General features: G+C 47.1%; 15 protein-coding genes. 9 read left to right on the forward strand and 6 right to left on the reverse strand.

From position 1 onward, the window contains the following. The first annotated feature begins 65 nt into the window (after positions 1-65). From ACOCLE_RS05900 to rpoS, 7 genes are all read left to right on the forward strand, one after another. Positions 66-956, forward strand: a complete 891-nt coding sequence (locus tag ACOCLE_RS05900) for an IS982 family transposase (RefSeq protein ID WP_419533099.1) — start codon at positions 66-68, stop codon at positions 954-956. Positions 957-1,247: 291 nt separating this feature from the next. Then, entirely contained in the window at positions 1,248-2,351 is a 1,104-nt protein-coding gene (truD, locus tag ACOCLE_RS05905; protein ID WP_419535912.1) for a tRNA pseudouridine(13) synthase TruD, read from the forward strand. Positions 2,352-2,384: 33 nt separating this feature from the next. Next, complete coding sequence (gene surE, locus ACOCLE_RS05910; RefSeq protein WP_419535913.1) at positions 2,385-3,134, forward strand: 5'/3'-nucleotidase SurE; 750 nt, start codon at positions 2,385-2,387, stop codon at positions 3,132-3,134. Further along, complete coding sequence (locus ACOCLE_RS05915; protein WP_419535914.1) at positions 3,131-3,799, forward strand: protein-L-isoaspartate(D-aspartate) O-methyltransferase; 669 nt, start codon at positions 3,131-3,133, stop codon at positions 3,797-3,799. Before surE ends, ACOCLE_RS05915 begins: the two co-directional genes overlap by 4 nt. A 103-nt stretch (positions 3,800-3,902) precedes the next feature. Continuing rightward, positions 3,903-4,832 carry a DUF368 domain-containing protein gene (locus ACOCLE_RS05920; protein WP_419535915.1) on the forward strand — a complete coding sequence of 310 codons (930 nt, stop codon included), beginning with the start codon at positions 3,903-3,905 and terminating at the stop codon, positions 4,830-4,832. Positions 4,833-4,969: 137 nt separating this feature from the next. Further along, positions 4,970-5,752, forward strand: coding sequence for a peptidoglycan DD-metalloendopeptidase family protein (locus ACOCLE_RS05925; RefSeq protein ID WP_419535916.1), 783 nt, complete (start codon positions 4,970-4,972; stop codon positions 5,750-5,752). A 102-nt stretch (positions 5,753-5,854) separates the two neighbouring features. Further along, complete coding sequence (gene rpoS, locus ACOCLE_RS05930) at positions 5,855-6,889, forward strand: RNA polymerase sigma factor RpoS (RefSeq protein ID WP_419535917.1); 1,035 nt, start codon at positions 5,855-5,857, stop codon at positions 6,887-6,889. A 131-nt stretch (positions 6,890-7,020) separates the two neighbouring features. Here rpoS and fdxA read toward each other — a convergent pair whose 3' ends face one another. The 6 genes from fdxA to ACOCLE_RS05960 form a co-directional block, all read right to left on the reverse strand. Beyond that, a complete protein-coding gene (fdxA, locus tag ACOCLE_RS05935; RefSeq protein ID WP_419535918.1) occupies positions 7,021-7,344 on the reverse strand; it encodes a ferredoxin FdxA in 324 nt (107 codons plus the stop codon). A 259-nt stretch (positions 7,345-7,603) separates the two neighbouring features. Beyond that, a complete protein-coding gene (gene mutS / locus ACOCLE_RS05940; RefSeq protein WP_419535919.1) occupies positions 7,604-10,192 on the reverse strand; it encodes a DNA mismatch repair protein MutS in 2,589 nt (862 codons plus the stop codon). Between the two features lie 448 nt (positions 10,193-10,640). After that, entirely contained in the window at positions 10,641-10,961 is a 321-nt protein-coding gene (locus ACOCLE_RS05945; protein WP_419535920.1) for a hypothetical protein, read from the reverse strand. A gap of 401 nt (positions 10,962-11,362) precedes the next feature. Then, a complete protein-coding gene (locus ACOCLE_RS05950; RefSeq protein ID WP_419535921.1) occupies positions 11,363-11,746 on the reverse strand; it encodes an isochorismatase family cysteine hydrolase in 384 nt (127 codons plus the stop codon). Then, a complete protein-coding gene (gene tnpC, locus ACOCLE_RS05955; protein WP_419532963.1) occupies positions 11,736-13,241 on the reverse strand; it encodes an IS66 family transposase in 1,506 nt (501 codons plus the stop codon). The genes ACOCLE_RS05950 and tnpC overlap by 11 nt, the downstream gene beginning before the upstream one ends. An 85-nt stretch (positions 13,242-13,326) precedes the next feature. Beyond that, positions 13,327-13,491 carry a hypothetical protein gene (locus tag ACOCLE_RS05960; protein WP_419535922.1) on the reverse strand — a complete coding sequence of 55 codons (165 nt, stop codon included), beginning with the start codon at positions 13,489-13,491 and terminating at the stop codon, positions 13,327-13,329. 1,671 nt (positions 13,492-15,162) lie between these two features. On the opposite strand from ACOCLE_RS05960, the gene ACOCLE_RS05965 reads away from it, so the two are divergent. Both ACOCLE_RS05965 and ACOCLE_RS05970 read left to right on the forward strand, forming a co-directional pair. Continuing rightward, positions 15,163-16,272 (forward strand): HlyD family efflux transporter periplasmic adaptor subunit, encoded by a 1,110-nt coding sequence (locus tag ACOCLE_RS05965; protein WP_419535923.1) that lies wholly within the window; start codon positions 15,163-15,165, stop codon positions 16,270-16,272. A gap of 52 nt (positions 16,273-16,324) precedes the next feature. Further along, positions 16,325-22,135 carry a tandem-95 repeat protein gene (locus tag ACOCLE_RS05970; RefSeq protein WP_419535924.1) on the forward strand — a complete coding sequence of 1,937 codons (5,811 nt, stop codon included), beginning with the start codon at positions 16,325-16,327 and terminating at the stop codon, positions 22,133-22,135. Positions 22,136-22,150: the final 15 nt, after the last annotated feature.

The raw sequence follows: 22,150 nt of genomic DNA on the forward strand, positions 1-22,150 counted from the left end.
AAGGAGACATGACTGATCCTGCTTTCTGCTATTAAAAGCAGTAGAAAGCAAAGAAGGTTTCAGTCATGCCCGTTGAAGAGTTTATCACTACAGTCTACTGCTTGATCGACGATTTGGTAAAAGAGCTTTTTCCTGTACCACTGCGACTTCGAGGGTTTCCACCAAAGCTCACTGATAGTGAAGCGATCACCATGGAAGTTGTCGGTGAATGGCTTGGGCATCATAAGGACACTGAGATTTGGAAGTATTTTACCCGACACTGGCGACACCTGTTTCCTGACATTCCTTCACGCTCGGCATTTGTCAAACAGGCCGCCAACTTATGGCATGTGAAACAACGACTGCAAATTCGTATAGTCCAGATGATGCATGCAGATAATGCAGATATCCATTTAATCGATGGTTTTCCGATTGATGTTGTCGTCAGAACCCGTGCACCACAGAGCCGTATCTTTAAAGCTGAGGCTGGTTATGGTTACTGCGCTTCCAAGGACAAGAAGTTCTATGGCTTTCAGGGGCATTTGCTGGTTGAAGCACGAGGGATTCCTGTGGGTTTTACTCTGACCGCAGCGAACGTAGATGAGCGTGATGCAGCCTATGACATGCTCGAGACCATTTCTGGCCTCTTGCTTGGCGATAAGGGCTATATAAGGCCTGAGTTTAAAGCTGATTGTCAGGAATTAGGTATTGATCTTCAGACGCCACTGAGAAAAAACATGCAAGATGAACGTCCGAAGTCGTTTGTAAAGCTGGTATTACGGGTACGACGGAGAATAGAAACAGTGATAGGTCAATTGACAGAGCGCTTTGAAATAGAAAAGTGCCATTGTCGAGATAGATGGCATATGACATCACGTATCGCTCGGAAGTTACTGGCACATAATATTGGTTCTTATCTGAATATAATTGCTGGTCGTCCTGCAATACAGTTTGAGAACCTTATTTCCGAAGATTAAAAAACGGAAAGCAAATAATTGCGTGATTTTGAAGATACAACTTGGACTTACCATCATGCTAGCCCGGATATTTCATAAACGTGCTCCCGTTCTCGCTTGTCCTTTGCCGCCCTAAGGGAGTTTTGCTCGGTCGACCGTACTCCCCGGTACGGCACTCCCTCACAAAATCCCTTAGGGCGACAAAGTCCTGCCCGAGATTCGGGGCAGTTTATGAAATATCCGGGCTAGTAATTTGAGATAGTTTCAGACAAAGTCGCACATCGCGTTAATTTTATTTGTTGAGTGCGCATCATGGATGCAGATGTACTGATGCCTGCCGATTACTCCATTGATTGGCACTATGCCCTTGGTGGTCCTCTGGGCAGTTGTCTTTTAAAGTCCTGTCATGAAGATTTTATTGTTGATGAGTTGCTGCCTTTTGAGCCGGAAGGTGAAGGCGAGCACCTTTTTCTGCTGATTGAAAAAAAGGGTGAGAATACGGACTGGGTTGCAGGACTTCTGGCGAGACATGCAGGAGTTAGAAGGCAGTCGGTTAGTTATGCTGGGCGAAAAGACCGTCATGGTATTACACGTCAATGGTTTTGTGTTTCTCTGCCTGGTATGGCTGATCCTGACTGGAATGGGCTGGAGAGCGATTCCATACGGATCATTAGACAGTCCCGTCACAGGAAAAAGCTGAAAACCGGTGCCTTGAAGGCGAATGACTTCTGTATCACCTTGCGGAATATTGATGCTGATCCTGCACAGGTCAATGCCCGGTTAGAGCAAATTTCCCGTGTAGGAGTGCCCAATTACTTCGGTGAACAGCGATTTGGTCATCATGGACGTAATATTGAAAAAGCCATTGATATGCTGGCTGGAAAGTTCCGCGTTCAACGTAACAAGCGATCGGTCTATCTGTCTGCAGCCCGATCATGGCTGTTTAATCGGGTGTTGTCAGAAAAAGTGAGGGAAGGTGTCTGGAATCAGTATCTTCCAGGGGACGCACTAGGGTTTCCGGACAGCAATAGCCTGATTTTTGAAACGCCAGATGATGCCATGATGATGCGCCTGGACAACTGTGAGTTAAGCCCGACTTCGCCGCTTTGGGGAAGAGGGCAATCAAAGGTATCTGGTCAGGCTCTGGCTTTTGAAGACTCTAGTACTGCGGGATACTCTCAACTGTGTGATGGCCTTGAGAGAGCGGGTATGCTGCAGGAGCGGAGAGTTAACCGTCTGGTGCCCCAGCAGTTTACCTGGTTGTGGGAAAGCAGCCCGGAAGGACGTTCACTGGTATTGCGCTTCCGGCTGTCAAAGGGCTGTTTTGCGACTTCTGTACTCAGGGAGTTGTTTGATTGTTATGAAGAAAGCCACTGTCGTGAAAATAATCATGTTGATCATGAGAGTGGGCATTAAGAAAAACTTGGGATAATTCAGGATTGATGGACTATGACCATATTGCTGTCCAACGATGATGGCGTTACCGCCAGGGGATTGGCCCTCTCGTTTGAAACCATGAAGTTACACGGTCAGTGCTGGGTAGTGGCTCCGGACAATGACTGTTCTGGCAGGGGGCATTCCCTCACGTTAAGTCGGCCACTGCGCATGAAAGAGCATGACAATGGTTTCTTCAGTGTTGATGGAACACCCGCTGACTGTGTCAATCTGGCTGCCAGTGGATTATTTGGCAGACTACCGGAAAGGGTCGTTTCCGGTATAAATAGCTGTGCGAACCTGGGCGATGACGTGCTCTACTCGGGAACCGTAGCTGCCGCCATGGAGGGGCGTATGCTGGCGAAAACAGCCATTGCCATTTCATCCTGTGGTAGAGAAGAGCATAACCTTGAAGTCAGTGCCAGAGTGTTACACGATTTGATGCTGCGACTTGATGATCTGTCCCTTCCAGAGGGTACGATACTCAATGTCAATGTACCGGCCTGCCATTATGAAGACATCCGTGGAATGAAAATTACCCGGCTTGGTCACCGTGACCAGTCTAAGTCCCCGGTAAAGATGACTGACCCACGTGGCAATACGGTCTGGTGGATCGGCGGCGTTGGTAAGCCTCTGGTTGCTGAAGAAGGGACGGATTTTCATGCGGTTGCTTCTGATTATGTATCCATTACTCCATTGCAATACGATAAGACCAGCCATGCCATGTTATCAATGATGGAGGATTGGCTTGGAGCCTGTGTATGAGGGATCTTGAAATTGATGGTATCGGTATGACATCTCGCCGAACCAGAGAGCGGCTGATCCAGCGTCTGCTGGATCAGGGCATCCAGTCCACCAAAGTTCTGGATGCCATTCGCACCATTCCCCGTCATCTGTTTCTTGATGAGGCGCTGGCCCACCGTGCTTATGAAGACACAGCACTGCCGATTGGTCATAATCAGACACTGTCTCAACCGTATATTGTGGCAAAAATGACGGAAATCCTTTTGGCACAGGGGGACCTGCATAAGGTACTGGAGATTGGCACCGGGTCGGGTTACCAGACAGCAGTGCTGGCTTCGCTGGTGGGGAAGGTGTATTCCGTTGAACGCATCAGGCCTTTGCAGGAAAAAGCCCGGCACAGACTGTCCAGATTATCACTGAATAACGTGCGCCTGCGTCACACTGATGGTGGTATGGGGTGGTCAGAGGAAAGCCCGTTTGACGGTATTATTGTCACGGCCGCACCTGGGGAAATTCCGGAAGAGTTGTTGGGCCAGTTGTCTCCGGAAGGTGGAAGGTTGGTGATTCCTGTTGGAGGAAATGACTTTCAGGATCTTGTGTTGGTGACCAGAAATGGTGATGAGTATCAACGCAAAGTGCTCGAAGCTGTCCGGTTTGTTCCATTGCTATCGGGTGTCATACGATAACTCAAAGGCATTGTGGTCTGTTTTTAAGCAAAACATCGTCAGTCCAGGATGGCTGATGGGGATTTTTCCCGCTTTAATCAATCTTTGTTCCAAAGGTCAGAACATGTCGAAATTTTCCTCTTACTTTGCTCTCATTGCCAAAGGAATGGCCATGGGGGCTGCAGATGTTGTGCCGGGAGTTTCTGGTGGCACGATCGCATTCATTACTGGCATTTATGACCGGTTGTTAAATGCACTGAAAAGTGTCAACCCTTCGCTGCTGAAAGTACTTCGTAGTGAAGGTATTGCGGGTGTTTGGCAGAAAATAGACGGAACATTTCTGGTATGCGTCTTTGGTGGTGTTCTGACCAGTATTCTGTCATTTGCCCATGTCATTACCTGGTTTCTTGCAGCCTACCCTGAAATGCTCTGGGCCTTCTTTTTTGGCCTGATTCTGGTGTCCGGGCTGCATATGATTCGTCAGGTTCATCAGTGGAAGGCCTCAACCATCATCACCCTGCTCGTGGGCATTGTGATCGCTTATGCAGTGGGTGTATTGACCCCGACCAGTCTTGAGCCAGAAACGGTGACACTGTTTTTTGCTGGTGCCATTGCTATCTGTGCCATGATTCTGCCAGGTATTTCCGGTAGTTTTATTCTGCTGATGATGGGGCTGTATGGACCGGTTATTGATGCCGTAAAGAATCTGGACTTTAGTGTGCTGATTGTCTTTGGCCTGGGTTGTATTGGAGGTTTGCTCAGCTTTTCCCATGTGTTGTCATGGCTTTTAAAAAAGCACCGTGATCTGGCTATTTCCCTGCTGACCGGGCTGATGCTTGGTGCACTTGGGAAAGTCTGGCCCTGGAAGGAAACATTGGAAACTCGGGTTAACAGCTCCGGAGAGATGGTTCCACTGATTCAAACTAATGTTTCACCGTTGAATTATGAAGGGATTACCGGTCAGCCTGCTTATCTGGTTGAATCTGTTGGGCTGATGATTTTTGCCATTGCATTGGTGGTGATGATTGAATGGCTCGGCAGTAAAAAGCACTAAAACTGTGCATTAACACAGGTGGAATTACCGATATTGTTATAATATTTCAAATCAATAATTTATTTTTATATTCATTTATTGAATAAGTGGTTTTTGTAATCATGCAGTGTAGTGGAGTTGATAAAGTGTTGGATTTCATGAAAATCACTCTGATTAAAATGAGTGATTGCTCAAAAAAAATGCTTTTTCTAACAGCCTGCCTGCTGATTGCAAGTTGTAGCCATGACCCTGCCAGCGTTAGGGTTACTGACCTGAGATCTCCCCCAAAAGTGACCTCAGGTCAGCATGTTGTTCAGAGAGGTGAAACGCTCTACTCAATAGCCTGGCTCTATAGCAGAGATTTCAGAGAGTTGGCAGATAATAATAACATTCGTCGTCCTTATACCATCTATCCGGGGCAGGAAATCAACTTATCAGTTCGCCGGAGGGTTGCTGTCACTTCTTCTAAAGTTCCTGCCCGTCAATCAAAAACATCAACAACCCAAAGTAATAGTCCGGTTAAAAAATATACAGCACAGGCTTCCTCGAAAAAAAGTACACCTTTTACCAGTGGAAGCTGGCAATGGCCTGCAAACGGTCAAATTATTTCTGCATATTCCCTCAAAATGCCTGTTAACAAAGGGATTGATATTGGCGGCAAATTAGGAGAGCCTGTAAAGGCAGCAGCCAATGGTGAGGTAGTGTACGCAGGAAGCGACCTGTCCGGCTATGGCAGGCTGATTATTTTGAAACATAATAGTAGCTATCTGAGCGCATATGCGCACAACAAGGATCTATTCGTGAATGAGGGAGACTCAGTTAAAGCGGGCCAGAAGATAGCCGAAATAGGTTCTACAGGAACGACGGAGCCTAAGCTGCACTTCGAAATTCGGCGTGATGGTAAACCGGTCGACCCGATGGGATACCTTCCACGGCGCTGATACGAAGGTCAGTGGCTGTTGTAGTAGAGGGATCTCACGGGTGTCGTGGCAACCTGGAGTTGCTCGGCATAGAGTGGGGCTTTCCGGATAGGACTAACTCTTATGGCATCGAAGAGGGATGACGCAGAGCTAAGCAGTTATGCTGACGATGTAATCCAAGGACAGGATGATGAATTGAGCCCGGATGAAAATGCCGGTGACCTCATTGAAGTGGTTGACGAAAACGACGACATCGATAAGCCACAGCCTACGGCTGTGTCTCCGATTAATACTGGTCGTCGGAAAGATGATGATGGTTTTTACAAATCCATTGATGCAACCCAGTTGTACCTGAATGAGATTGGCTTTTCGCCTCTCCTCACCCCTGAGGAAGAGGTGCATTATGCCCGCCTTGCCCGGAAAGGGGTGGAAGCGGGTCGACGTCGCATGATTGAAAGTAATCTGCGACTGGTTGTTAAAATCTCCAGGCGCTACGTCAATCGTGGTCTGACACTGCTCGATCTAATCGAAGAGGGGAATCTCGGTTTGATTCGTGCAGTTGAGAAATTTGATCCAGAACGTGGATTCCGTTTTTCAACTTATGCTACCTGGTGGATAAGGCAGACGATTGAACGGGCGATTATGAATCAGACCCGAACTATCCGCCTTCCCATTCATGTTGTCAAAGAACTGAATGTTTACCTGAGAGCGGCCAGAGAATTAACCCAGAAGTTGGATCATGACCCTAGCCCGGAAGAAATAGCTCAGTTACTTGACAAGCCGGTTGCTGATGTCAAGCGGATGCTCGGTCTCAATGAGCGGGTGACGTCGGTTGATACGCCACTGGGTCCAGACTCTGACAAATCGATACTGGACACCATTTCCGATGAGAAAGGCGCTGATCCAGCAGAACTGTTACAGGACCTTGATCTAAATGACAGTCTTGACCGTTGGTTAGGTGAGCTATCTGTAAAACAGAGGGAGGTTGTCGCTCGTCGGTTTGGTCTCAGAGGCTATGAAACCAGTACCCTTGAGGAAGTTGGCAAAGAAATTGGTTTGACCCGTGAGAGGGTACGGCAGATTCAGGTCGAGGCTTTGAAACGGCTTCGCTCTATTCTCGAAAAACAGGGATTATCAGGAGAGTCACTGTTTAACTGACCTTCTGGCTAAATTTTTTCTGATGCTTTCTGGAAACAGGTTCTTAGTTTTGAGTTAGATGGCATCCATTCAATAAAAAGGCGGTAAGTTAAAACTTACCGCCTTTTTATTGAATGTGTTGTTAAACTAATTCAGCGTTCCAGCTGATCCAGTTTACCTTTCACACCATCCCATTCTTCTGCATCGGGGAGAGGGTCTTTCTTCTCGGTAATGTTTTCCCATACTTCAGCAAGAACGGCGTTCAGTTCGATGAACTCCTGCTGATCTTCGGGAACCTCGTCTTCTGAGAAAATAGCGTTTGCCGGACACTCTGGCTCACAAAGAGCACAGTCAATACATTCATCCGGGTGGATAACCAGGAAGTTTGGTCCTTCATAGAAGCAGTCCACAGGACAGACTTCCACGCAATCGGTGTATTTGCACTTGATGCAGTTTTCACCCACTACGAAAGCCATGGTGGTTAAACTCCATTTGATCTGACTAAAAAAAAGTACCGCCCGGTTTTGCTTTTATATTCGTGAGAACAGCTCATCTCATGAAAGCATTTCATAATGTGACCTGAGACATTATGTCAGGCTCTGTTAACAGAACCTGAGGCAATACAAAAAGTTCGGGCAAGTTTACCAGAGTTGTAAACCCGCTGGATAGCCGGGATTACCATAACCTTATACCCTGAGTGGTCAGTAGAATGCTCAGGGTATAAGAAAAATCACACTATTTTCTCAGTCCCTTGAGCGTATAGAGCAGCTCCAGAGCCTGACGGGGGGTCAGGTTATCTACGTCTGTTTTATCAAGAACTTCAACAGCCGGGTGTGGCTCAGGACTGGCAAACAGGTCAGCCTGAGGTGTGAAAGCTGATTTTCTTGATGCCTTTTCGGTAGGTTGTGGAGTGGGTTCATGCTGATCCTGCTCCAGCATGGCCAGCTTCTGTCGTGCCTGGTTAATGACATGTCGGGGTACACCAGCCAATTGTGCGACCTGCAGGCCATAACTCTGGCTGGCAGGACCTTCCTGCACTGCATGGAGAAAGACAATGCGATCGTCATGTTCAGTCGCATTGAGATGCACATTAACCACTGTACTGCACTCTTCAGGTAGCTGGGTCAACTCAAAGTAGTGCGTGGCAAACAGAGTAAATGCGCGTACTGAATCCGCCAGATATTGAGCACAGGCCCAGGCCAGGGACAGCCCATCGAATGTGCTTGTTCCGCGGCCAATTTCATCCATCAGTACCAGACTCTGCTCGGTGGCATTATGAAGAATATTGGCGGTTTCTGTCATCTCCACCATAAAGGTTGAGCGGCCACCAGCAAGATCATCCGAAGAGCCGATACGGGTAAAAATCCGATCGACCAGTCCAATACGAGCCTGTGATGCAGGAACAAAACTGCCAATATGGGCGAGTAATACAATCAGAGCTGTCTGTCGCATATAGGTTGATTTACCACCCATATTTGGACCGGTGATAATCAGCATGCGGCGCTGAACATTGAAGGTGACATTGTTGGCCACAAACGGTTCATCCAGAACCTGCTCAACCACCGGATGACGACCTTCAACAATTTCAATGCCCGGGCTCTGCAGGATTTCAGGACGACAGAAATTCAGTGTTTCAGCGCGTTCAGCCAGATTGCTGAGTACATCCAGCTCTGACAACGCCATGGAGCATTCCTGAAGTGGTCCCAGCTGCTCTACCAGTGTGTCCAGAAGCTCATCGTACAGTGCTTTTTCCCTGGCCAGCGCACGGCTCTTGCTGGATAGCGCCTTGTCTTCAAATTCTTTCAGTTCCGGGGTAATAAAGCGTTCAGTATTTTTCAGGGTCTGGCGACGAATATAGTCTACTGGTGCATCTTCGGATTCTCGGCGGCTCAATTCGATGTAGTAACCGTGTACACGGTTATATCCGACTTTCAGGCTGGACAGGCCAGTACGTTCACGCTCCCGTAATTCCATCTGAACCAGATAGTCGCCAGCATTTTCACTGATGGAACGAAGCTCATCCAGCTCGGCATCATAACCTTCGCCGATCACACCACCATCACGGATTACGACAGGTGGGTTCTCGATGATGGCCCGGGTCAATAATGCTTCGAGCTCAGGGTGCTCACTGATACCTTCTGCTAGTTGATGCACAGTCTGGCTATCAATCGTCGCAAGCTGCTGCTGAAGTTCTGGCAGTTGCTGCAGGGCGTCCCGTAACCGTGCCAGATCCCGTGGTCGGGCAGATTTCAGGGCAACCCTGGCAAGAATACGTTCAATATCGCCAATATTTTTGAGAATGGGGTATAGGGATTCAAAATGGAATCCCTCTTTCAGAGCTGTGATTGCTGACTGGCGAGCCTGCAATTTCTCAATATTGCGCAGGGGACGATTGATCCATCGTCCGAGCAGGCGGCTGCCCATGGCGGTGGCTGTGCGATCCAGAACAGCTGCTACTGTGTGCTCCCGGCCACCATTCATATTGGTGGTCAGCTCCAGGTTTTTCCGGCTGGCGGCATCCAGGACCACACTCTCTTCACGGTTTTCCTGGGATAGGGCGCGAATATGGGGCAAAGCGGTTCGCTGTGTTTCCCGGGCGTACTGAAGCAGACAGCCAGCAGCCTCAATGGCCAGTGTTAAGTGGCTGCAGCCAAACCCATCAAGACTTTGCGTCTGAAACTGTCGGGTTAATTGCTCAACGGCGCTCTCATGATCAAAGTCCCAGGGTGGGCGTTTGCTGGAGCCGGGACGACGCAGCAAAGCCTCAGGCCAGTTGCGATCATCATTCAGCAAGACTTCGGCGGGACTCAGGCGTTCAACTTCAGACAGGAGTGCTTCTTCACCCGTTACCTCTAGCACATTAAACCGGCCACTGCTGATATCGAGGAATGCCAGTCCATATTGGTTTTCCCGCTGGGTTACGGCCATCAGCAGATTATCCTGACGCTCATCCAGCAACGCTTCATCACTGACGGTACCCGGGGTCAGAATCCGGACCACTTTACGCTCAACCGGACCTTTACTAGTTGCCGGGTCACCAATCTGCTCGGCAATGGCAACAGACTGACGTAAGCGTATCAACCTGGCCAGATACCCTTCCACCGCGTGGTATGGAATGCCTGCCATGGGGATGGGCTCTCCGCCGGACTGCCCCCGTTTGGTCAGGGTAATGTCCAGAAGATGCGCCGCCCTTTTAGCGTCGTCATAAAAAAGCTCGTAAAAATCACCCATCCGATAAAACACTAGATGGTCCCTGTGCTGCTGCTTGATGCGCAGATACTGCTGCATCATGGGCGTGTGGTTGGAGAGATCAGTATTGGTCATTGAGCAATAAAATTTGTTCACATCGTCCTGGTGTCTTAACCATTATGGGCGAAGACAGGAGCGATAAATAAAAGTAGAGAGTGTAAAAATGGCTATGAAGTATAGTATCAGTGGACTGGGTCAAATGTCTCCTAACCAGGGAGATAGGATTGTGTATTGTTTGTATCGGGTGGTTGGTCAGACCTTTTATATGGTTTAGAGTGAGTCAAAGCTTATTGCTGTAATGCATAGCCGTGCCTTATTGCTACTAATACAACTGTTTTTTCAGCAATTATCTTGCTAATTAGTGGATAGTGGGAGTTGGCATGCAGGGACAAATGTATTGGCAGTAAAGGCTAAGTTGCTTATTCACCCCCTCCATATTGAACCTATGTTTTTTAGACTCAGAATATTATTCAATTTTCATACTCCCCTAAATTCGATTTTTTAACTGATTGTATGACTGGCACTATTCAATTTTGGAAGTGGTTTCTATTTTTTTATCTATCTCTTTTATAAATTGTCTGATTTTATCTGCTTTGGATATATTTGGATCAAGAGGGTTTTCTTGTCCTAGGTTGATTTGATTGTACATTATTTTCATTAATGAGTGGCAGTAATCCTCCAATACTAAATATTCTTCGTTATTAATTTTTCGGTTATACCATTTTTTTATAGATTGTATTTTTGTGTCACTTCTTAGGGGGTTGAATGTCCGTTCCATATTATTGAAGTAGTATTTTAATGTGTTGTGTTCATCAAAGATGTGTACGGTTTTTGAAGGTTGCATATTCCTGCTATTCCTGTGGTCGGATGTTTCATAGTTTTGTTATCGGTAATTGATGCCTTTTTTTCAATTTTGATCGAGAGAGTTTTCTTATTGAGAGGCTTTATATTTTTAGTTTATTGATTTTATTAGTTTTTTTGTTTGTTATGGTTTGTTAAATGTTGTGTTTAAATCGATATGCGTTTTTTTTAATTGCTTGTTCAGGGAGGGCAGATTTAATCGGTTTTCATTAAATAAAACATCGAATTTTCATGGCTTGATATATCAGTTGAAATTTATCACGATAAATAGCCTTCCAGCATCTGATGCTATGCACTCAAAGCTTTTATTTAGATTGCTCTCTATTAGGTATAGTTTTTTCAAAAATAGGTCATTGTCATAATGATATATTGATTTGATACTGCTTATTTCTCTGAATTAATTTCTTCTAGCAGTTCGTTGGTAGAGCATTGGCGACAGTAACCTTTAATTGCCTCCAGAGAGTTGCGGTGTCTGGCTTCGGTGAAGGTAGCACAGGCATCAGTTACCAGGGTTACCAGGTAGTTCAGGTCACAGGCATCACGAACGGCACTTTCAATACATTGGTCCGTCAACACACCAGCTATGATTAAATGCTTGCAGCTCAAATTGCGCAAAATGTAGTCGATATTGGTCGAGATAAAGACGCTGGATGACGTTTTCGGGATTACGATTTCATCGCCAACGGGTGCTACTGCGTTGATCACCTGGGCGTCTTTTGAGCCTTTGGGGACATTGAATCCGGTAATCTTGTAGTAACTATTCAGCACCCAGCAAAGGCGTATTGTTGTAATTTCGAACCGCTTTAAGAAGCGCCTGAAATATGTTCAACCCCTGCTTTTTAGCAGATGATAAATAGCTTCGGATTCGGGTAAACATGGTACCTCCGTCTTCGCTTCTGAAGCAGCCTGAGATCTTCTGCTTAAGTTTGGCCATCCTGGCATCACGTTCACTGCCATTGTTATCGAAGGGAATTGAAAAGTCCGACATGAAGCGCAACGTTTCAACCTTAAACTCAATAAGCCTTTTGAACAGGTTGTAGGCCTTGGTATTCCTGACCTTCTTACGTCCAAGCACCTGTCGTTGTTTTTCCATATAAGCGGTTTCCTTCGTGAGAGCCCTTTGAAGGATTTGGTCGTATATCGTCTCAATGCGAAGCTGTATTGCACCAGGCATTTGAGTCAGACCGGCTGCTTTGTATTTCTTGCAGAAGTGCCAGGAGAGCGTAAGCAATTTCATCAGCCGCAGAGCCAGCTTATTCGCATCCCTATCGACAACTCCCTGAAGCTCTCTCAGATGATGGGCATTACAAAGCACATGCACTGCCGCATAGGCAAAGTAGGACTTCCAATGATCGTGAACCAGAATGCCTGCAAAAGTCAGCAGGATGCCCATTGCATCCATTGCTTCACAACCTCGCCTTTCTGAGAGGTAGTAAAGCGTCCATTGGTCATCTCGCATAATGTGTAACCACCACAGTGAACCGTCAACCCGCATGCCAGTTTCATCCGCTCCTGCAACCGGACTTTCTTGTAAAGCATCGCGGATACTCTGCTCAGTAGAGGCCAGGTTCTCATGGGTATAGGCAACAAAATTGGCAACAGAGCCTGCGCTGACACTCATGCAATAAATAGTATTGAAATACTCAGACACCCGGTGATATGGGATGAAGTGATACTGGTTTAAATGAACAGCCATTGCCTGAGTCACTTCTCCGTATTGAGCAGCGGCTTTCACTCCTTGGGGAAACTCAGCGGTGTTCCGTTTACCACAAGGACATACTTTAACGTCTGCCCAGTACGCGGTAACTTCAAATTCTCCGGGTCTACCTGGATCAAAAACCTGTCGCTCAATGTATTTGGTGGGTTTAATATCGATAAGCGAAGACTGGCAACAGCAACATTTTTCAACCTTCAGATGCCTGACATAATCGGGTAAGGCGACACGTCTCAAACAAGAGCCTTGATGACCTTTCTGGCCACCTGGTTTATTGCCTGAAGATGGTCTAAGGCTTTTGGGGTTCGGTGTTTCCTGTGAGGAGCAGGGGGCTTCTTTGGAAGATGTATCACCTTTATCACTCCCTTTTTTACTGGGCTTTTGATAACCATCTGACGATGGTGGCTTACTACTGTTTTGACTGTTTTTATTAACCCTTTCTTCCAGTTCGCTGCAACGTTCCCGTAAAAGCGCATTCTCGGTCCGAAGCTCTTCATTCTCTTTAAGGAGAGCTTCGGTAAACGGAGTAGCTGGGAAGTCTGGTTCCATACTGGAGATTTGTTAGAAAAATTGAGTATAAGATGATGGTCGAAAAATCAGAAAATTCCAGATTTATATGAAGGGTGCTGAATAGTTACATCTTGTAATCAAGCCCCCGATCTCTGCCATCCAGAGTGAGACTTTCAATAACGGTAAACATGACTTCAATACTGGCTTCTCGACAGGCCGTCTGCAGGCGCTTTACGTTTGGTAAGACCAACGTTGAAAGCTGTTTGAAGTAAAGGTTAAAGGCTTCCATTTCTCTTGCACCCCTGCCAGCGAACTCTCCCCCCTCTGGGCTACAGCTGAAATGTTGTACATCAATGATCAAAAATACACTGTGGTGTGGGACCACGGGCACACTACGAGATAAGACTTCACTCATTCTTCACTGCCTCCTGTTCAAAGAAGTATTGGCTCAGCTCCTCACATAGAACTTGTGCATTCAAAATGGAGTCTTAAGCAGCATAGATGCTTTTCGAAGAACTCCACTTCTGACATGATCCATATGGAATAATGCTTACAATATTCGCCAGATGAATTTTAGGGTGACGATACAAAGCCTCTGATCAGGTAAAGATAGGATGGTCTGAGTAAAACCAAAAGTCGATGTCAGCCTTTTTTTAGTGAACGACTGGCTGGCCATCAATGGCGCTCTCTTTTATTGGTTAGTGGTGGATGATTTAGTAAGTAATAGTCCCATCGTTTGTATGAATTGTAACATTTTTGACCGTCACGTATTCATCTTTGCTGGAGTAGGGTTATACACCATTTTTATCCTGTTTTCTTTCAGTGAAAGTGAGTCGACGTTTATTATTTTACGTTCCTATTGAACCTTCAGAATTAGCTCTTGTCCATTACCCGGTAAATTTCGCAATGGCTAATTACAGGAGGTGAAAATTGTCTTCAATTTTTAATTTTGGTTTTAATTTTTTTATTGGTGATTTTGGGGGATTCTCCTCGTTCATGATCAGATCCATGATATCTTTTCTCTGAGAGATATTGAGCAGGTGGGAGACGGTTTATGAGCTCTCAGCCTGTTCAGAAAATTTCCCATTGGCCCAAGTATATGTATTTTACCAATTATTTATAGACATGCTTCTGGGCAGTGTGAGGTTATTGGGAAGGGGCAGTATACTTTCATGAGACTCATGCAATGCTTGCCTTCTGATTAAGGCGTCTGCAGAGATAACTTCCTGCTATTTGCTCAATTAGACGATGAAGCGCTTTCAAGGTTTAGTATGCCTTTCTGCCACATTGGTCAGGGGCTATAGGGTTGCTTCTGGAAAGGCTCCTGATTGCCTTTTTCCGGGAGGATCAATCCGGCTGCAGAAGCCGGCTTTTCTTGGGGCAGGGCTCGACCTGTCTGATTGTTATAATGGGACGTTGAACCTTTGCATCGCTCCCAGTACGTTTAAGTTGGTCTCCCCTGAGTACACATTTTCCAAGCTTTCCTGGCAGGGGGGGCAGGAAACGTTCTCTTTTTCCCGCTGTATCTTGCTGGCTGGGAAGCGGGTAGTGGCTGGCTGGGTTTATTATCCTCACCCTGAAACCAAACCCGGCCATTATCATGATTCGAGCATTATAGAAGTACTGGCTCCCTGGCTGGAGGGGCTTTCCTATGGTCATCCGCTCGAACTCGGAGTTAAGGAAAATGAAGTGCTGCTATCGAATCATTGTTGAGAGTATTTGCGCTATACACTCTCATATATTGGAAATGCGGTGAACAACTATACTTAGTGGATAGTTTGATAGAGTTTTCAACTAGCTGATAATTAAACATTTTACGAGCTTTACCATATTTTAGCTATATATTTTTTATTTTTTATTTTTAAAAGTTTTTAAAAATTAGACTTTTGTCTGATTCTCGGTGAAGGAAAAGCTAGGATGCGTTGATTACTCTTAAGAATTTACCAGGAAGTGAATTCGTATGGATGCCAAAAATGGACTTATAATCAGTGGTTTTCTCTTTTCAACGCTGTTGTTGATCAGCAGCTTTGTTCAAGTTGAAGTATTCACCCGTGCGGATGGGGAAGTATCCTCCTATTCAGCACCCGCTCATGCTGATTTTTCTGATGATGGCATCATTCAAAATATTTATGTTTCTGAAGGCGACTTTGTTGAAGAAGGGGACATTCTCGTCGAGCTGGATAATGAAGAGCAGAAGATCAATCTGGATATTTTTACTGAGAAGCAGCATCGTCTTGAAAAGAAACTGGAAATCCTTCATGCCTTGTTAGAAGAGCAGCAGCTTCAGGCATTGGCTGATGGCCAAGAGCTGGAAAAGCAGCTTGAAAGGTTTGTTTTACTCAGTAATAACTATCACGACAGCTTGAAAAACCTGCAGGAGCTGGTTGCCATTGACAGTCAGAAGAATCAGGCCATTACGTCACTGGTAGAAAAGAAAGCAGCAGGCTCCATGCAAACCATGGACTCCACTCAGAAAGTTCTCCGTTCACGCAAAGACCTGTTAAAAGTTAAGAAAGAGTTTGAAGAGCGCATTGTTTTTGAAATAGAGCGTTATGATGAGCAGTTACGGGAAGTCACTAACAGCATCCGGTTGTATAAACATTACATAGAGCGTTCCTATGTGCGGGCACCGGTCTCCGGTGTTGTTCGTCAGGTGAATTTTTCTCAGGAAGGCAAGTTCATCAGCCAGGGAGACACCTTTGCCGACATCATTGAAAAGACCCCCCAGCCTTACAAAATCACTTTGAATGTCTCAGCCAGTGATATTGGGATGATCAAAGCCAATACCGATGTCAGATTGCGTCTGGACGCCTATGACCACACTATTTTTGGTTATCTCGATGGAACGATCAGCCGTATCAGTGTGGACCGGTTGGAGGAGTCCGGTAGTGAGCTTTACTACCGGGTGGAAGTGTTACCAGAGCGAGGGTTTCTGCAGTACAAGGATGAACGCTATCCACTGAAATACGGTATGACGCTGTATGGCACCATTGAGCGGGGCAGAATCTCACTGATCAGTTATCTGATGAGTCCCGTGATCAAGCACTTCCATGAGATTGGTCATATCTGATTCGGGTTGCCCCTGACTTGAATCGGTCACTACAACAAATGGAGGGGCGCAAATGAGTGATACTAATCAGGTTAAATCTTCTGCATCCGGCAGTGAAAGTGTGGGTGCAGCAGTTCAGGCTGCGACGGTATTTGCGGCATCTGATGGTCTGATTAGTGAAAGTCATGAGGCTGAGTCCAAAGCGAGAGAAGAAGCTCTGGCAGAGTTGGAAGGTCAGTGGGAACAAGCGCCGGACAGTGAGGATGAAGAAGAAGGCGATCAAGGTGACAAAACGGCATTAGTCAAAGGTGCCCGCCCCAGTATTGCTAATACCACGAATACCGGATCTCCTTCTCCTGAAGTTTCAGCTCCATCATCAGAAGATGACTCTGAGGGGAGTAGCGGTGATTCAGAGAACATCGGTGCCTCGGGCAATCCCTCAGGTTCAGAAACGATAGCAGCAGAAGATGCTGAAGAAGAGGCCGACTCTGAAGAAACTGAAGAGGAGTCAGCATCGGATACGGATAAGTCAGCAACAGAGAGTTCCCGCACGTTCCAGCCTGTCAATTCCCAGTCAACAACCTACCCTCTCAACTATCAGCCGGAAGCTGTACCCGATGAAGTGACGGCCAGTGAGAGTGGCGCATTATTATTTGACCTGCTGGCCAATGATAATGATGTGGATGTGAATGACAGCGTGCAGAACTTCAGCCTTGATAGTGTAACCATTGTGGACAACAACGGCGACGTAGTCAGTGGTCAGGGAAGCGTTGAAGTCGTTGATAATCAGCTGCTCTTTGATCCTGGTAATGACTTCCAATCTCTGGCGACTGGTCAGGAGCAGGTGGTGACTGTCCGTTATGTGATGAGTGACGATGAAGGTGCCCAGTCGGTTTCCACGGTCAGCATCACCATAACAGGCACTAACGATGCTCCGGTGGCAATGGTGGACACCGGTAATGTGGCAGAGAATGGTTCATTATTTCTGGACGTTCTGGCTAATGACACGGATGTGGATGTTAATGATGATGCTTCCATTTTCAGTCTTGACTCGGTTCAAGTCGTGGATGGAAATAATGATCCAGTTGCAGGGCAGGGAAGTGCCAGCATCAGTGGCAACCAGCTGTTGTTTAATGCCGGAACCGACTTTGATGGTCTTGCTTCCGGTGATACAGAATCGGTCACCGTTCAGTATGTGATGAGTGACGATGAGGGAGCGCAATCTACGTCTACGGTAGAAATCACCGTCAATGGTGAGAATGATACTCCTTTTGCTGTTGCTGATACTGGTGAGGGGGGAGAAAATCAAACCCTGCTGATTGATGTACTGGCTAACGATACCGATGTTGATCACGATGATGTGCCTGCTAACTTCACCTTAAGCGGTGTCAGCGTTGTTGATGTTAACGGTAACCCCGTTGTGGGTCAGGGCACTGTTACTGTTTCTAATAACCAGCTTCAGTTTACTCCTGGAACGGATTTTGATGATCTGGCACTGGGAGAGATCGAAACGGTCACCATTCGTTATGTGATGAACGATAATGAAGGGGCTGTCTCAGAGTCTGAAGTTACACTGACCATAACGGGTACAAACGATGCACCTGTGTCGGGTGATACAGTGCTTCTGGGTAGTAGCAGTGAAGACAGTCTGATTGAAATTACCGAGGCCGCTCTACTGGCTAATGCCTCCGATGTGGATGGTGGTCAACTGAGTGTTCAGAATCTGACTTCTGAACAGGGATCGATCGTTGATAATGGCAATGGTACCTGGTCTTTTACTCCGAATACTCACTTTAGCGGCACGGCTGACTTCTCGTTTGATGTCTCGGATGGCATGACTTCATCTGCTGCAGAGGCTTCTATCACCCTGACTGCAGTGGCTGATACTCCGAGTCTGAGTATCACACCGACCCATAATGACTTAACCATTGCAGATCACCACTTTGACAGTGGGTCTGAGGGCTGGACCCAGATGTGGGTTGGAACGGGGCTCTTTGCCACGGGGAATATGCTGGGCCGTTTTGAAGGTTCCAGTGGTAATCAGCGAACCTCCAATACCTACGATGTACCTCAGGGGGTTGATGAACTGACCCTCAACTTTACGTTTTATGAAATCGACTCGTGGGATGGGGAAGAGTTTCGGGTCTTTGTGGATGGTCAGCTTTATCATTCTCGGTCGTATCAGATTTATAACAATGCTGGAGATGTTGCGGGTACCGAAACACTGACCAACAGTCAGGGTGATATCATCGGTCAGGTTGTCCATGATGAAAGTTTTCAGGCGGTTGTATCCACGAACTGGGTTGACCAGGCTCATCACTACACCCTGAAGATTCCTGTCGACCCCAATGCAGGTCAGGTTACCATTGGATTTGGTTCAACATTGGATGAGGCGAAGAACAATGAGTCCTGGGGAATTGATGACTTTAATCTTTCCATTTCCGGTTCTACGAGTGATGCTATTGGGCTGGAAGATACTGCTATTTCCCTGGATGTTGCTTCGGCTCTCGTGGATACCGATGGCAGTGAATCGCTTACCGTGACCTTTTCTGGGATACCTGCCGGTGCGGTACTGTCTGCGGGTCAGCAACATCAGGACGGGACATGGTCGTTGACCGCCACCGAGCTGGACTCACTGACAATCACTCCCCCCCCGCATTTTAACGGTGAAATGACATTCTCGGTTACAGCCGTTTCTGTTGAGGCCACAACCGGAGAAACGGCAAGCACAACGGATACCATCTCGGTAAATGTAATTTCCGTGAATGACCTTCCACTGGCTTCCAATAGTCTCACGGTTGGTTCTGAAAATACGGACTACCACTTTACGATCAATGATTTCCCGTTTTCTGATGCGGCAGATCCTGAGGATGCGATTGACGCCATACAGGTAACACAGCTGCCTGAACATGGTCAGATATTGCTGGATTCTAATGGTGATGGCAGCTTTGATACTGTCGTTGCTCTTAATGCATCTGTAAGTCGTTCTGATATCGAAAGTGGCCGCATGATCCTTCGCCCTGAGGCAGAGTTTAGCGGACAGATGACGGTAGAGTTCAAGGTCAGTGATGGTGAAGGCTGGTCTGATAATGCAGGCAGCCTGACCGTAATTACCAAAAGTGGTGATGCGGCCATTGCGCAGCTCGATAGTGATGCTGAGCACATTCTAGTGGGAGAGTCGGGTGCGTTAACCGGAACCACGACACCAGAATCATCATTAAGTGTTGCATCTGTGAATGGTCTATCAGTGTCTGGTGCTGGCACCACTTCTATTCAGGGGCAGTATGGTGTTCTTCAGGTGCACCCCTCCGGGGACTGGAGCTATACACCTGATGGTATTTCCGAGGCTGCCCTTGCAGTGACATCCAGCCAGTTGCAGGACTCGCTGGTTGCTCACTGGCGCTTTGATCAGGCAAGTAATGGTGCCGTTGCCGATAGTGCAACAACTGGGGTCGGTCAGGAAACAGCAACGCTGACCGCAGGCGCAATGCTTGAGGCGAATGGGTTTAATGGTTCTGCTGTCAGGCTTGACGGGATTGATGACCAGGTGCTGGTTGGCGATTCTACGGATATTAATGTCAATAGCTCGATACTGGATGAGCGCACCCTGAGTCTGGCTTTCCAGTTTGATGCAGAGAATAATCTGACGGGGCGGCAGATCCTTTATGAAGAGGGCGCTGGCTCTAACGGTATTGTCATCTATCTGGAAAACCAGACACTCTATGCAGGCGCTTATAATCAGAGTACCGGCTGGTCTGGGGATTATGCAACACAGGATATCAGCTCATTATCGGCGGACCAGTGGCATCATGTGGCACTGGTGCTGGATGGCACAAACCAGCAGATGACTGCGTTTCTAGATGGCCAGGCATTTGCTGGTGGCAGTGTTTATGGTGAGGGGCTGTCAGGACACTCCGGTGATATTTCCATTGGAGGACCGAGCCAGGATGGTGGCTCACCCTCTACGAACATCTTCCATGATGGTACTCATACCGGAGGGTATTTCCAGGGCAGTATTGATGATGTCAGAGTGTATAACCGGACATTGAGCGATGTGGAAGTTGAAGCCGTTCGTTATGACTTTGATGGGCTGGTCGACCATTTTGACTACACCGTTACTAATGGTTCTTCCACTGCCAGCAGCTCTTTGGATATTTCTCTGTCAAGAGCTCCCCAGGCTGTCGATGAGACCTTAAACATTTCTGAGGACAGTGGTTACACCAGTGGTCAGTTGCAGTCTTATGATGCTGATGGTGGTGATGTACTGACTTATCAGTTGTTTTCAGGTCCGGATAAAGGGTTTGTAACGGTTGACAGTGATGGACAGTACACCTTTGTCACCGGTTCGGATTTTGAGCCACTTAATGATGGAGAGTCTGAGCAGGTCTCATTTACCTACTCAGTGGCTGATCTGCAGGGTAACCAGGATTTAGGGACAGTACTGGTTAATGTTACCGGCCAGAATGAGCCGATACTGCCCTTAGGCGAAAATCTGGTGAGCAACCCATCGGCCGACACTGGTGATTTTTCTGGGTGGACTATCACGGCAAATGGTGGCAGTGGCTGGGGAATTTCAGGGGCCAGTCAGGAAGGCACTAACAGTTTTATTACCTCTTATGACTGGGGTCGAAAGTATCAATTGATAGACCTGGAAGCCAAAGGTTTTTCAGCAGACTTTCTTGATACTGCACCAGAGGTTTCTGCGAGTGAGTGGTTTCTCGGAATATCCAATGCCAGTGATCAATATTATTTTAAGGTTGAATTGCGGGGAGCCGGACAGGAGGTCATCGACAGTTATGATACGGGTATTCTGACGGCTTCCAGCCAATGGCAGGAAGTTTCACATCAGTTCAGTGGTTATGGCACTGGGGTTCGCTACATTTATGTTGAGCATGGTGGTAAGGATACCGAGTATTGGTCTGGTAACTACGGTACCGCGATTGATAATACTCAAATAGTGGTAAGTGGCCCTGAACCTGGACCAGGTAGTCTGACGATTGATAGCAGCTTGTTCCAAATTGTTGATGGTAACGCATTGGGTACTGATTTGACTGGCCAGATCGTTGAGAATAATGGGTTTACCTCTCTGGATCAGTGGTTATTGGAACACGAAGGTGGGGCGCTTTCAGTTTCGATAAATACGGCCGATGGAAACAATTGGTCTGCCGGTGTACGTTTGCTTCACAGTGACGCTAATGGCTCTGTCGGTGTCGAAATAGGCCAGTTCAGTGGTTTGATGTCAGCCAATGGTCAAGCGACTCAGATTCTGACCTTCGATGATTTACCATCCGGCCACTACCAGCTTGTTCTGGGGAATGATGGGTTTGATGAAAGCAGTGCCAGCAGTGCTCTCGATTATCCCGGCACCGTCAGTGGTGAACATGCTTATGAGGTGGCGATCTCCGGTCAGGTATCGGTTGCGGCGCTGCCACGGGATCCGGGGCAGCATGCTCTGATTTCCGGTGAAACCTTCGGTCAGACTGAAGGAATTCTCACTCTGGCCGTTGTAAATAATGAAGCAGAAATGGTTGATACCGGTAACACACTGTATTACGAAGTATTTAATAACGATGTCAGGGTTGGGCAGGGAGAGTTTGACTTCAGTAGCGGTGTAACTCCGCAGAACATCTCCATTACAATCAATAACGAGCCCCTTGAAACGCTGACCCTTGACGAAGTTCAGGTCGTATTTCATGAAATGAATGCTTCCGGGGAAGTGGTCAGTAGCCAGACGTTTGGTTTTGATCAGGCCAGCATTCCTGAAGGTGATCCGGTAGCCCCCCAGGGAGGAGATGGACTGCAGGGCTTGGAGTTAATAGAGTTGGGCTTGGACTATTTTGAGCTGGGATTCAGTGAATTGATGGATGATATGCAAGGATCGTAGGGCGAGCTGTTTAGC

The sequence above is a fragment of the Endozoicomonas sp. genome (assembly GCF_965196975.1).
GTDB lineage: Bacteria > Pseudomonadota > Gammaproteobacteria > Pseudomonadales > Endozoicomonadaceae > Endozoicomonas.

What these genes read in the sequence shown, in the direction of transcription:
- ACOCLE_RS05970 (WP_419535924.1), top strand. Translation starts at nt 16,325, where the DNA reads ATGAGTGATACTAATCAGGTTAAATCTTCTGCATCCGGCAGTGAAAGT.
- rpoS (WP_419535917.1), top strand. Translation starts at nt 5,855, where the DNA reads ATGGCATCGAAGAGGGATGACGCAGAGCTAAGCAGTTATGCTGACGAT.
- ACOCLE_RS05960 (WP_419535922.1), bottom strand. Translation starts at nt 13,491, where the DNA reads ATGGAAGCCTTTAACCTTTACTTCAAACAGCTTTCAACGTTGGTCTTA.
- ACOCLE_RS05900 (WP_419533099.1), top strand. Translation starts at nt 66, where the DNA reads ATGCCCGTTGAAGAGTTTATCACTACAGTCTACTGCTTGATCGACGAT.
- ACOCLE_RS05915 (WP_419535914.1), top strand. Translation starts at nt 3,131, where the DNA reads ATGAGGGATCTTGAAATTGATGGTATCGGTATGACATCTCGCCGAACC.
- ACOCLE_RS05945 (WP_419535920.1), bottom strand. Translation starts at nt 10,961, where the DNA reads ATGCAACCTTCAAAAACCGTACACATCTTTGATGAACACAACACATTA.
- surE (WP_419535913.1), top strand. Translation starts at nt 2,385, where the DNA reads ATGACCATATTGCTGTCCAACGATGATGGCGTTACCGCCAGGGGATTG.
- tnpC (WP_419532963.1), bottom strand. Translation starts at nt 13,241, where the DNA reads ATGGAACCAGACTTCCCAGCTACTCCGTTTACCGAAGCTCTCCTTAAA.
- ACOCLE_RS05920 (WP_419535915.1), top strand. Translation starts at nt 3,903, where the DNA reads ATGTCGAAATTTTCCTCTTACTTTGCTCTCATTGCCAAAGGAATGGCC.
- truD (WP_419535912.1), top strand. Translation starts at nt 1,248, where the DNA reads ATGGATGCAGATGTACTGATGCCTGCCGATTACTCCATTGATTGGCAC.
- fdxA (WP_419535918.1), bottom strand. Translation starts at nt 7,344, where the DNA reads ATGGCTTTCGTAGTGGGTGAAAACTGCATCAAGTGCAAATACACCGAT.
- ACOCLE_RS05965 (WP_419535923.1), top strand. Translation starts at nt 15,163, where the DNA reads ATGGATGCCAAAAATGGACTTATAATCAGTGGTTTTCTCTTTTCAACG.
- ACOCLE_RS05925 (WP_419535916.1), top strand. Translation starts at nt 4,970, where the DNA reads ATGAAAATCACTCTGATTAAAATGAGTGATTGCTCAAAAAAAATGCTT.
- mutS (WP_419535919.1), bottom strand. Translation starts at nt 10,192, where the DNA reads ATGACCAATACTGATCTCTCCAACCACACGCCCATGATGCAGCAGTAT.